12 protein-coding genes are annotated in these 11,990 nt (G+C 67.6%); 10 read left to right on the top strand and 2 right to left on the bottom strand.

Translation table 11 applies throughout. From position 1 onward, the window contains the following. Positions 1-78 precede the first annotated feature (78 nt). From GF068_RS29150 to GF068_RS29165, 4 genes are all read left to right on the top strand, one after another. Entirely contained in the window at positions 79-4,350 is a 4,272-nt protein-coding gene (locus GF068_RS29150) for a HipA N-terminal domain-containing protein (protein ID WP_153822754.1), read from the top strand. Further along, on the top strand, positions 4,347-5,300 hold the full coding sequence (locus tag GF068_RS29155; RefSeq protein ID WP_153822755.1) for a HipA domain-containing protein: 954 nt from the start codon (positions 4,347-4,349) through the stop codon (positions 5,298-5,300). The genes GF068_RS29150 and GF068_RS29155 overlap by 4 nt, the downstream gene beginning before the upstream one ends. A gap of 320 nt (positions 5,301-5,620) precedes the next feature. Then, positions 5,621-5,791, top strand: coding sequence for a hypothetical protein (locus GF068_RS29160; RefSeq protein ID WP_153822756.1), 171 nt, complete (start codon positions 5,621-5,623; stop codon positions 5,789-5,791). A 10-nt stretch (positions 5,792-5,801) separates the two neighbouring features. Then, complete coding sequence (locus tag GF068_RS29165) at positions 5,802-5,984, top strand: hypothetical protein (RefSeq protein ID WP_153822757.1); 183 nt, start codon at positions 5,802-5,804, stop codon at positions 5,982-5,984. A 6-nt stretch (positions 5,985-5,990) separates the two neighbouring features. Here GF068_RS29165 and ftsH read toward each other — a convergent pair whose 3' ends face one another. Then, a complete protein-coding gene (gene ftsH, locus GF068_RS29170) occupies positions 5,991-7,886 on the bottom strand; it encodes an ATP-dependent zinc metalloprotease FtsH (protein WP_153822758.1) in 1,896 nt (631 codons plus the stop codon). A 134-nt stretch (positions 7,887-8,020) separates the two neighbouring features. Here ftsH and GF068_RS29175 point away from each other — a divergent pair, with 134 nt between their 5' ends. The 3 genes from GF068_RS29175 (at position 8,021) to GF068_RS29185 (ending at position 9,666) form a co-directional block, all read left to right on the top strand. Next, positions 8,021-8,563, top strand: a complete 543-nt coding sequence (locus tag GF068_RS29175) for a hypothetical protein (protein ID WP_153822759.1) — start codon at positions 8,021-8,023, stop codon at positions 8,561-8,563. A gap of 141 nt (positions 8,564-8,704) precedes the next feature. Beyond that, positions 8,705-9,001 (top strand): hypothetical protein, encoded by a 297-nt coding sequence (locus tag GF068_RS29180; protein WP_206079579.1) that lies wholly within the window; start codon positions 8,705-8,707, stop codon positions 8,999-9,001. Next, positions 8,998-9,666 (top strand): sigma-70 family RNA polymerase sigma factor, encoded by a 669-nt coding sequence (locus GF068_RS29185; RefSeq protein WP_338046618.1) that lies wholly within the window; start codon positions 8,998-9,000, stop codon positions 9,664-9,666. The genes GF068_RS29180 and GF068_RS29185 overlap by 4 nt, the downstream gene beginning before the upstream one ends. Here GF068_RS29185 and GF068_RS29190 read toward each other — a convergent pair. Beyond that, entirely contained in the window at positions 9,663-10,073 is a 411-nt protein-coding gene (locus tag GF068_RS29190; protein ID WP_153822760.1) for a hypothetical protein, read from the bottom strand. The genes GF068_RS29185 and GF068_RS29190 overlap by 4 nt on opposite strands. Positions 10,074-10,186: 113 nt before the next feature. Between GF068_RS29190 and GF068_RS29195 the strand changes: the two genes are divergently transcribed. The 3 genes from GF068_RS29195 to bfr all read left to right on the top strand — a co-directional run bounded on the left by GF068_RS29195 (position 10,187) and on the right by bfr (position 11,968). Beyond that, positions 10,187-10,951 carry an SDR family NAD(P)-dependent oxidoreductase gene (locus tag GF068_RS29195; RefSeq protein WP_153822761.1) on the top strand — a complete coding sequence of 255 codons (765 nt, stop codon included), beginning with the start codon at positions 10,187-10,189 and terminating at the stop codon, positions 10,949-10,951. 111 nt (positions 10,952-11,062) lie between these two features. Continuing rightward, positions 11,063-11,305 (top strand): (2Fe-2S)-binding protein, encoded by a 243-nt coding sequence (locus GF068_RS47425; RefSeq protein ID WP_153822762.1) that lies wholly within the window; start codon positions 11,063-11,065, stop codon positions 11,303-11,305. Between the two features lie 189 nt (positions 11,306-11,494). Continuing rightward, positions 11,495-11,968: a bacterioferritin gene (gene bfr / locus GF068_RS29205; protein WP_153822763.1), complete on the top strand. Its 474-nt coding sequence runs from the start codon at positions 11,495-11,497 to the stop codon at positions 11,966-11,968. Positions 11,969-11,990 lie beyond the last annotated feature (22 nt).

Raw genomic sequence — 11,990 nt, forward strand, 5'->3', positions numbered from 1 at the left:
CCCGGGCGGTGCGAGGGAGAAGGAGCGACCCGCGTCTAGAAAGATCGGGGCGCGGATGGTAGCTTCGCCCACGAGATCATGCCGGAAGGCAAACGGCTCACGCTCCTCCATCTTTCGGACCTCCAGTTCGGTCGTGCGCACGGCTTCCCTGCGGGCGGCTCTCCTGGCTCGCTCGTCGACCGGCTCGCGCAAAACCTCGCCCGTCTCCGCGACGAGGAGCACGTCCGACCTGATCTGGTCCTTCTGTCCGGCGATCTGGCCGAGTGGGGCTTGCCGCGCGAGTTCGAGGAGGTCGCGCTCTTCGTTCGCGAGCTCGCTCGTTCCCTCGCGCTCGATGTGCGGCGCTTCGTGCTGATCCCGGGCAACCACGACATCAGTCGGAAGTTGTCGCGCGCCTACTTCGATGAATGCGAGGTGTATGGCCGCGATCCCGAAAAACCCTACTGGCCCAAGTACAAGCCTTACGCTGACTTCTTCACGCAGCTTTATGCTGGGCATGCTGGGATCGGCTTCACCGAGCGGGAGCCCTGGTCGCTGTTCGAGTATCCCGATCTCGGCGTCGTCGTCGCGGGGCTCAACTCCACCATCGCCGACAGCCATCGGGACGAGGATCATCGCGGCGAGATTGGGGAGGCGCAGATCCGGGCGTTCGTCGAGGAGCTTCGTCCTCTTGGCGAGAAGGGGTATCTGAGGATCGGCCTCGTGCATCATGATCCCACCCGATCCGGGGGACACGACGGGATCGTCGATGCGGAGGCGATCGAGAAGAAGCTCGCGCCGCACCTCGACTTGCTGCTGCACGGCCATACCCACGACGACAAGCAACGGTGGTTCGGCCACCTCGGCGCGACGCCCGTGCCCGTCATCGGGATAGGCAGCGCTGGTGTCGATCGCGCTGAGCGGCCTGCGGAGGTGGGCAATCAGTTTCAGATCCTGCAACTGTCCCGCGATTCGATCGAGGTCGGCCTGCGCCGCCATGATCCTGGACAGGGAGATTGGATCGGCGATACACGCGGCGATCCTGCGGGCCAGGCGTGGCGCATCATTTATCCAGTGCCGCACCTCGCGCGGGCGACGGCTGCGTTCGCCGAGGCGCCGGCGAGCGAGCCGGCACGCGACGCGATGGCGGATGCGGTCGAGCAGTATCGACGTCGGATCACGGCCACGTATCGCGGGCGCCACTTCGCGGAGCAATCGGGCCTCCTCCGACGTGCTTCGGTCGATCTGCTGAGTCTCTTCGTGGTGCCGCAGGTGGCGGCGTTGACGCAACGTCCGAAGGCGCCGGAAGCCAAGGCCACGTACGAGGAGAAGGAGCAGGAAGCGCCCTGGGAAGAGGGGTATCCCGAGGACGCGGACGCGGTGCTGTTCGACCCGCGGAAGCCGTGGATGCTCGTCCTGGGCGGGCCTGGCTCCGGCAAGTCGGCGCTCACGAGCTGGCTCATGTTGAAGCTCTGTGAGGCCGGGGAGACCTTGCCGGAGGGCATGGCCCGGTTCGTCCCGGTGCGGATCGAGATGCGCCGCTTCGCGCAACACATGCGGGTCCACAAGGGGCGCGCGTACGACTTCTTCGATTACCTGGAAGCCGAGAACGCGGAGCTGTCGATCGACGCGCTGCGGTCGGATCGCTTGCGAGAGCTCGCGGAGGCGCGGCGGCTCCTCTGGATCTTCGACGGGCTCGACGAGGTGGTGGACGCCGAGGAGCGCAAGCGGTGCGCAGCGATGATCGGCGGCGTGCGGCAGCGATACGATGGGCGAGGGCTCATCACGAGTCGTGAGGTGGGGGCCGAGGATGTGCGGACGGAGCTGTCGCGGTGCGAAGTGCCGTCGTATCGCCTGCGCGCGTTCGACGCTGCGCACGTGAAGAAGCTCCTCGCGGCTTTGCCCATGCCCGAGGCGCGGCGCGAGCGGCTCCTTCACGCAATCCGCCAGAGCCCGGCGCTCGCGGAGATGTGTCGTACGCCGCTCGTCCTCACGATGACCGCGCTCCTCTCGCTCCGCGGTGAGGTCCCGGAGCGGCGAAGGGATCTGCTTGGACGGCTCGTCGAGCTGCTCGTGGAGGAGTGGGAGGCCGGCAAGGGGGACGAGCCGGAGAGCAGCGACCTGGCCCGATTCGATTTCGCCTTGACGACGCGGTTTCTGTCGAAACTCGCGCTTTGGATGATGCTGGACATCGAAGGAGGGAGCGGGAACGTCCTCGCTGAGGAGGATCTAAGACGGTTCACGGTCGCGTTTTGCCGGGAGGAGCTCGGCGAACGCGAGATCGTGGCGAAGCGGACGGCGCGACGGTTTCTGGAGAAGCTCCAGCATCGGAACGGTGTGCTCGTCTCCTGGGGGGCGGGTGCTTATGGATTCGTGCATCGGGGGTTTCTGGATTATCTGGCGGCGGAGGAGCTCCACGAGGGGTTCGCGACCGAGGAGGGCCGCGAGCTCGTCGCCGAGCTCGTGCAGACATGCTGGCGCTCGGATGCATGGCGCGAGTGCCTTGCCATGGTGCTCGGGGCGATCGGGGAGGAGGAGCCCCATGAGGTCATCCCAATGTTGCAGGCCGTCTTGCGACGACTGGAGCTTCAGGAGACGACGTATGCGAATTTCATCGCTTTTGCCGTTCGGGTACTGGCGGAGGTGTATCGAGGTCTCGATCAAGAACCTCTGCGCTCCTTCGCCTCGCGTCTGACGGAGCTCCTGCGGCGGTGCTGCGAAGCCAGAGTCAACTACCCACTCGGCGGCACGGCTGCTATCACCGAAGCATTGCGGCAGGTTGGGGAACAATGGCCCGCGGCTTCGATTCTCCGGGAGTGGGCCCTCGGGGAATTTGGCTTCGATTTCCTAGGGCACCGCAGCGGGTCCAGCTATCGGATGGCTCTCGCGACCACCCCGCTAAAAGAGCGCCGCGAGCTTCTCGACCGTATCGTCGAACGGAGCGAATCTCCCGAGGCCATCCAGGCTGCCACCGAGGAGGTACTGTCAGGGCAGGATCTCGCGCCTGACGATGCCGCACGACTCTATCGTGCAGCCGAACGAAAAAGCGAACGCGTCGCGTTGGCCGTGGGAGAGGTGCTGCTGCAAGACGGTGTTCCCGAGGCCGCGCGATGGATCGAGGACTCCTGGCGGAGCTTTCACGACGATACGGCGCAAATCGACGGCGCGATTCTTCTAGCCAGTGTCCCAGAGCGGCGTTCGACGATGCTTCGATGGCTGATCGAGAGGGCGGAGAGCTCGGACAAGGTCCCTCCGACCATTCGCGCTTTCATTGCTCGCACGGAAGTGGACGATCCCTTTCTCTACGAGACGCTGACGTCCTGGTTCCGCTCCTCGCACAGCCGTCTTCGGCTGACTGCCGCAATGGCCCTGGCCCATGGTCATGACGATCCGGAAGCCTTCGACCAACTCGAGCGCTTTGTGCGGGGGCGTGACGAGAATTTTGCGGACCTGGCTCTGTACGCACTGCTCGATGCATCGAAGAGAGATGGGGCTGCGGCGAGCGAAATAGCGCGGTCCACCCTCCGTCGCTTGTTGCAGGACCCAACGGATGTTGGACCTAGCGACTTCGAACACATGGCCTGGTGGTGGGAGCAGCATGTCGACGCGGCCGAGGCTGCTGCGGCCAGAGCTGCTTATCCGGGTACGTACGAGGAAACCCCGCCGTCGGACCATTGGGCTCGTTTCAACGCAGCGACGGACGCCTTGGAAGGCGCGGCAGAGGACCCGGAGCGAAGACGCGCCGCCCAGTCACAACTCCGCGAGCTCGTCACCCCCGCCGCACCCGAAGAAGTCCGCCTCCCGGCCGCAATCCAACTCCGCCGCATCGGCGACCCCCTCGGCGAAGCCACCCTCCGCGAGCTCGCCCATTCCGCGGCGAACGAAGACCGGCGCTGTTTCGCCGCCCGCCAAATCCGCGACCTTGAAACCCTCCACCACCTCGCCACCTCTGCCCAATCCGACCAGGTTCGCGCCGACGCCGCCCATGTCCTCGCCCTCCTCGACGCCCGCCGCGCCCTCCTCCGCGTCGGTCGCCCCCGCCGCGGCATCGTCTCCCTCCGCGGACAGCGCGCCGGCATCATCGAGGAGACCCCCACCGGCTCCCGATTCACCTACGACCCCGATTACCTCGACCGCCCCGACGCCAAAGCCATCGCCCCCTCCCTCCCTCTCCGCCGCCTCCCCTACGAAAGCGAAGGCCTCCACCCCTTCTTCGAGAACCTCCTCCCCGAAGGCTGGCTCCTCCACCTCGCCCGCAAAACCCTCGGCACCTCCGGCCAGGACCTCTTTGGCCTCCTCCTCGCCACCTGCCGCGATTGCATCGGCGCCGTCGAGATCGTCCCCGAGCCCGACGACGAGGAGCTCACGTGAGCACCTGCCTCGCCTGCCTCGGCCCCGACGCGCCCGAGCCGCCGGCCGAGCCGTATCACCCCGCTTGCCTCGAAGCCCTCTTCGGCACCCCCTCCGCGCCTCGGATCTCCTTCGGTCGCGCCGACGTACCTGACGTCGTCGAGCGCTCCATCGGCAAGTTCTCCATCTCCGGCGTCCAGCCCAAAGCCCAGGCCCGGCTCAGCGAAGACCGCGGCGCCCTCGAGCTCGCCGACGCCGGCGGCCGCTACATCGTCAAGCCCGACGTCCAGGCCTATCCGTTCCTCCCGGCCAACGAGCACCTCACCATGGCCCTCGCGCGCCGCGTCGGCCTCCCCGTGCCCCCCAATGCCCTCGTCCGCCTCGCCGACGACAGCATGGCGTACATCGTCCGCCGCTTCGATCGCATCAACGGCGAACCTCCCCGGAAGCGTATCCAGGAGGACTTCTGCTCCCTCGCCGGCTTACGCTCGGGCGACAAGTACGAGAGCAGCGCCGAGAAATGCGCGAAGCTCGTGCTTCGATTCACGCAGGACACCGCCGCCGGCATGCGCACGCTCTTCGTGCAAATGCTGTTTTCTTATCTCGTCGGCAATGGCGACCTGCACCTGAAGAACCTGTCCATCGTCGAAGAGGACGACGGATCCTTCGCCCTCTCCCCCGCGTACGACCTCGTCTCCACGTGGATCTACGGCGACCACGACCTCGCGTTGCCCATCCAGGGCAAGAAGAACAAGGTCACGAGGCGCAACTGGCTCACGTTCGCCGAGCTCCACGCCCACATTCCGCGCCCCGAAGCGACGACCCTGCTCGACGGGGTCCTCGCGCAGCTCACGCACGCGCGCTCCGTCGTCGCGAGCTCCGCGCTCACGGACGAGACCCTCCGCTTCCGGTATCTCGCCGTCCTCGACGAGCGCGTCGCGTCCCTCGCCCCCGGGCGATCCGATCCCTGACGTGACCCGGCCGCCGGCAAGCCCTGAGCCTCGCGCCGACCTTCACCCTTCCGCCGCCCCAACCTTTCGGGCGCGGGAAGCTCTCCACCCTTCCCTGGTCCGCAAAGTTTAGCGAACGGGAAGCCTTCCACCCTTCCCTGGTCCGCAAAGTTTAGCGAACGGGAAGCCTTCCACCCTTCCCTGGTCCGCAAAGTTTAGCGAACGGGAAGTTCTCCACCCTTCCGCCGCCCCGAAAGCTCGAGGCTCGCGAACAAGGTAACCCTTCGGCCGCCGCCGCGAGCCATGCGGCGATGCCTCTGCCGTCTGGTATCCTCCGGCGCATGAACGTGCCGGCTCGCAAGGTCGTCGGGCGCTTCCGGTTGCCCACGAACGTCCAGCCGACGTACGACGGGAAGTACACAAAGCACTTCTGGCGATTCCGCGCCCGGATCGATGTGTTCGGCACCGACCCCGATACCGGTTGGCAGGCGTTACGTGTCTTGAGCGCGTAGAGGTTGACCCGTGTCCGGAGAAGAACCGCGGTACGAACTGATCGAAGGCGAGCTCTGCGAGACGGAGGCGCCGACGGACGCACACAAGAAGGCGCTCCGCAAGCTCCTGGCTTTCATTGCGCCCTTTGACGGGCCCTCTTCCGTAGCGAACGAGCCGCCGGGCGGAGAGGACCCCACGCCCGGCGAGCCCTGATCCTCCCTACTTGCTCCCCACACAAGCCGCCCGCGGCCTCGCCTCGCTCGCCGGCGCCTCCTCGACCGTCACGTCGACGCCCTCGGCCTCCGCGACCTTCGGCTTCTCGGCCGGCGCGTGCAAGAGCGCCCGCACGTCTTCGCCCGTCAGCGTCTCCACATCGAGCAGCCTCCGCGCGATGCGATCGAGCCCCTCGTAGTGCTCGTTGATCAGCGCCTTCGTCCGCGCCTCCGCCTCGGCGAGCAGCCGCCCCACCTCCGCGTCGACCACGCGCGCCGTCTCCTCGCTGTAGTCGTAGCCGCCGCGCTCGAACGTCACGCTCCGCCGTGGATCGAACGACGCGAGCCCCAGCCCGGCAGCGCCGCCCATGCCGAGCTCGCGCACCATGCGCCGCGCGATGTCCGTCGCGTTCACGAGGTCGTCCTGCGCGCCCGTCGAGGCGTCGCCGAACGTCCGCTGCTCCGCCACGCGACCGCCGAGCAGCACGACGAGCCGATCGAGGATCTCCTGCCGGCTCATCAGGTACCGATCCTCGCGCGGCTTCTGCAGCGTGTAGCCGAGCGCGCCCACCCCGCGCGGCACGATCGACACCTTCCGCACCGGATCCTGCGTCGGCAAGAGCTCCGCCGCGATCGCGTGCCCCGCCTCGTGATACGCAACGACCACGCGCTCGTGCGCGCCGAGCCGCCGGCTCTTGCGCTCGAGGCCCGCGATCACCCGCTCGATGGCCTCGTCGAGGTCCGCCCTGCTCACGGACGTCGCGTGCCTGCGCGCCGCGAGCAGCGCCGCCTCGTTCAGGAGGTTCGCGAGGTCCGCGCCCACGAGCCCCGTCGTCTGCGCGGCCATGTCGTCGAGGTTCACGTCCGGGCCGAGCAGCACCCGGCGCGCGTGCACCTCCAGGATCTCGCGCCGCTCGCGTAGATCCGGCCGATCGACGTAGACGCGCCGATCGAAGCGGCCTGCACGCGTGAGCGCCGGGTCGAGGATCTCGGGCCGGTTCGTCGCGGCGATCACCACGAGCCCCGTCGCGCCGTCGAAGCCGTCCATCTCCGTGAGGAGCTGGTTCAGCGTCTGCTCGCGCTCGTCGTTGCCGCCGATCGGCCCGGCCGCGCCGCGCGCCTTTCCGACCGCGTCGAGCTCGTCGACGAACAGGATCGCGGCCGGCTTTTCGCGCGCCTGCGTGAACAGGTCGCGCACGCGCGCCGCGCCCACGCCGACGAACATCTCCACGAACTCCGAGCCGCAGATGCTGAAGAAGGGCACGTTCGCCTCGCCGGCCACGGCCCGCGCGAGCAACGTCTTGCCCGTCCCGGGTGGGCCGACGAGCAAGACGCCCTTCGGGATCCGCCCGCCGAGCCTGCGATAACGCTCGGGAGACTTGAGGAACTCGACGATCTCGGTGAGCTCTGCCTTCGCCTCGTGGCTGCCGGCCACGTCGCGGAAGGTCACCGGCGCGCCCTTGTCCACGTAGAGCCGCGCCTTGTGTTTGCCGAAGTTCAGCGCGGGGTTCGTGATGTTCGGCGTCGGCGCCTTGCGCGACATCGAGCTCACGAGCAGGAGCACGCCGAGGAGCGGCAACGCCCAGAGCAGCATCATCGACATCGACGGCCCGCCGTCGGAGACCCGCGTGTACGGGACGTCCTTCGCGTCGAGCGTCGCGAGCAGGGCGGTCTCGGCGCCTTCGATGCGCCCGGTCCGGAACGTCTGCGACGTGCCGACGGGCGCGTTCGGCGCCGTGCGCCCGATGTACGTATCCCCTTTGATCTGCACCTCGGTGAGCACGCCTTGCTCGGCCATGTCCCGGAACCGAGCGTAAGGAATTCGCTCCTCGCTCCCTTCGAGCGAGCCGAGCAGGAGCACTGCGCCCACCACGAGCAGGATGTAAACCCAGAACGATCGCATTGGTTTCCGCCCCGTGCGACCTGCCTGCACACGCTTTGCCAACCACGATCCGGAGGCGAGCGACCTCGATCCGTGCACCGACGTACCGGCGAGGATGGACAGTCCAAAAGGAGCGGGCGTACGCTTCTCCGTCCATGAACGGCCGCTCCCTGCACTCCACGCTCACCGCGCTGACGTCCGCCACGTTCCTCTCGCTCGCGGCCCTCGGCTGCGGCGGCGCGACCCCGCCGCCGGACGACGCCACGAGCGGGAGCGACGCTGTCCCGGACACCGAGCCGAGCGAGTCGAGCGCGGCTCCGAGCGACACGTCGAGCGACGCGGCGGAGCCTGAGCCGAAGCCCCTGTCGCACGGCGCGAAGAAGGTGACGGGCGACGGCGCCGCGGACGACTACACGCTCACCGAGCGGGACTGCATCGAGCTCGGCAAGCAGTACGTCGTGGTGCAACGCGCCGATCAGATCGTCGCGCTCGACAAGCGGCTCACGGCCAAGCAACGCGAGCAGGCGATCACGAACATCGACGCGGTGGTCGGGAAGATGGGCGAGCCGTGGGCGAACGGCTGCATCGAGAGCCTCGTCGGCAAGGTGGCCGAGCGCAAGCGGCTCGAGTGCGCGATGGCCGCGAAGACCGTGAAGGGCTTCGACGAGTGCCTCAACGGGGAGAATCCGCCGCAGTGAGATGAGAGGTGAGAGGGGAGGGGTCGAGCGTCGCCTCCGCGGAAAAACCCCACGGAAAAACCTGGTTCGTCCCAGCGAACCTCCGCCCCTCACTTTCCCCTTGTTTTCTCGTTCCAGCGGGTGCTAGGTTTGTCCCTACCGATGCACCCCCTCCTCGCCGACCCCTGGGTCGCGGCGCGCATCGACGCTGCCGTCGCCCCGTACCGCGACCTCCTCCCCAGCGCGGACGTCGACTTTCTCCGCGACGAGCTCGCCGAGCGGCTCGCGACCGACGAACACGCGGCGCGCCTCCTCCGCCGGGCCGCGCCGAGGCACGTCGAGCAGAGCGGGGAGGCGTTCGTGGGGGTTCTCGACGAGACGCACGAGACCGACGGAGCGCCCACGGTTCGCCGCGTGGCGAACGGCTCGTGTCGATCGGGATCCGGGGCCGGCGAGTGAACGTTCGCGGCGGCGCTTCGTTCGGCGGAAACCCCGAGGTCGAGCGCTACTACCAGGAGGGCAAGCCGGTGCTCGAGCAAGTCGTCCGCTGGATGGCGCGCAGGCTCGGCGACTCGGTCCCGTTCGAGGACATGCGCGCCTACGCGCACGAGGCCTTGCTCGAAGCGGTGAGCACCTTCGACCCGAGCCGCGCCACCCTCGCCACCTACGTCGCGCGGAAGGTCCGCTGGGCCATCCTCGACGGCATCAAGCGGGAGCGTCGTTCTCGCCGGGCCCTCGCCCGCGCCACCGGCCTGCTCGGCGCCGAGCGCCTCTCCCTCGAGCTCGCCTCCGCTCCGGACGAGCCGGGCTTCTCCGAGGACGACCACGTCTCCGCGCTCGATCGCCTCCTCGAAGCGCACGCCGCCGCCCTCGCGCTCGGCCTCGTCGCGGCCTCGAGCTCGCCCGAGGAGCACACCTCGCGCGCCGAGATGGCGCATGCGCTGCGGCACGCCATCGGCGCGCTCCCCGAGCGCGAACGCAAGCTCGTCGAGCGGCACTACTACCAGGGTGAAGACTTCGACGAGATCGCCGCGGAGCTCGGCATCAGCAAGAGCTGGGCGAGCCGCCTGCATGCGCAGGCCATCCAGTCGCTCGGCGAGGCGATCGCCTCACGAACGCGCTAGCGCCGCGCCTTCAGGTACGGCGCCTTCTCTTCGTCCGTCACCGGCTCGACGAAGAGCACCCGGTGGTCGCGTTTGCCGAAGTTCACGAGCCGCACGAAGATGTGGTCGAGCTTCACCGTCACCTCGTTGCGCTTGTATTTCCACATGTTCGCCGCGTCCTGGAACGTCGGCGCCTTCGGCTCGTAGACGATCATGTGGTACTCGGGCCCCGCGGGCTCGGGGTAGTCGTCCACGTGGACGATCTTGTAGAGCCGGACCCCTCCGCTCGACTCGGCGGCGGCGACGACGGCGCCCGTCACCAGGTCCTTCCCCTCTGGATCGGACGAGGCCGGGACGGGCACGTCGCGGTTGCATGCAGCCACGGAGCCGAGGGCCAAACACGAGACGAGCAGCACGCGGCGAAGCATGGCTCGGGAAATAACACTGCACCCGAGCGGCGCAAGCGTGGCCTTCCCGATCCCCACCCGCGCGTGTATCACCCGCATCCGAGGGCGCGCGCCCTCGTCATCTGGAGGAGACCATGCGACTCGAAGACACCAAGTTCATCGTCACCGGCGGCGCCTCGGGCCTCGGCCGTCACTACGCTTATCGCCTCGCGGAGGCCGGCGGACAGGTGGTCGCGGGCGACGTGAACGAGGCCGCGCTCGCCTCGCTCGAAGCCGAGGCCAAGGACCTCCGCGGCAAGATCCACACGAAGAAGCTCGACGTCTCGAACGAGGCCGAGGTCTCTGCCTTCGTCGACTTCGCGCACGAGGCCATGGGCGGCCTGAACGGCCTCGTCAACAACGCCGGCATCCTGCGCGACGGCCTTCTCGTGAAGAAGGACCGCACGACCGGCGCGATCACCAAGCTCTCCGCGGCGCAGTGGCAGTCCGTCATCGACGTGAACCTCACGGGCGCGACCTTCATGGTCCGCGACGTCGTCGCCAAGATGGCCACGAGCGGCGAGAAGGGCGTCATCGTCAACATCAGCTCGATCGCCCGCCACGGCAACCGCGGCCAGTCGAACTACAGCGCCGCGAAGTCCGCGCTCGCCACCAACACCAAGACCTGGGCCCTCGAGTTCGCGCCGTTTGGCATCCGCGTCGGCTGCGTCGCGCCTGGCATGGTCGAGACGCCCATGACCCAGGGCATGAACCCGAAGGCCAAGGAAGCCCTCGTCGCGGCGATCCCCGTCGGCCGCATCGGCGTGCCCGAGGACCTCTGGCTCGCCGTTCGTTTCGTCATCGAGTGCGAGTACTTCAACGGCCGCACCATCGACGTCGACGGCGGCCTCGCCATGTGAGCGCCTGTCCGCCTCGAACAGACGGCCGATCCATGCTTCCGGTATTGACCCTCGAGATGTTGAAAGCTATTCTCAACATCAACAGGACGCCGGACGGTCGGATCAGCACCTATGTACGTCTGCATCTGTGAGGCGGTTTCGGAGCAGGACATCCTGGATCTCGTGGGCGCTGGTGCTCAGACAGCCCACGAGGTCATGGAGAAGACGCGGGCTGGCACGCGGTGCGGCTCGTGTCGGTCGACGGTGGTCGCCATGGTCGAGGGGGAATGCCCGATCTCGACGGAGGGTGATTCCGGCTTGACCTGCGGAGTTCGTCGGCTCCGGGTGCTGCGTTCGGCCTCTTCGGCGGCCTGAGATTCGTTCGTTTTCGATAGTGGTTTTCGACATCTCCAGCGTATGTGCGCGCGACGACGTTCGTCGCGTGAAGGGTATTCTTTTCTGTCGAATACCCTCACGGACCTGCCCTTTTTTCCGATAGCGTGCTAGGCGGACACCGGGCGACCGTATCGTCGGCGCCGCAACCTTTGCCGCTAGAGGTCTTTCATGAAGGGCGACAGAGACGTCATCCACGCGCTGAACGAGGTGCTCGCCGCCGAGCTCGTCGCGATCAACCAGTATTTCATGCACGCCAAGATGTGCGAGAACTGGGGATATCTGGCGCTCGCCGCGCGCAGCCGTACCGAGTCGATCGACGAGATGCGTCACGCCGAGGCGATCATGACGCGGATCCTCTTCCTCGAAGGGCTGCCGAACCTGCAGCGCCTCGACAAGCTGAACGTCGGCCAGACCGTGCCGGAGCAGTTCCGGAGCGACCTCGACCTCGAGTATGCGGCCGTCGCGCGCCTCAACAGCTCCATCCAGCTCTGCCGTGAGAAGGCCGATCACCAGAGCGAGGCATTGCTGAGGACCATCCTCGCCGGCGAGGAGGAGCACATCGATTGGCTGGAGACCCAGCTCGACCTCCTTCAGAAGCTCGGCGAGCCGCTTTACCTTTCGCGGCAGCTCGCGAACGGCTAGGGCTGACGAGCGGGCCAATCAT

It is taken from the genome of Polyangium spumosum, assembly GCF_009649845.1.
In the GTDB taxonomy this organism is placed as follows: domain Bacteria; phylum Myxococcota_A; class Polyangia; order Polyangiales; family Polyangiaceae; genus Polyangium; species Polyangium spumosum.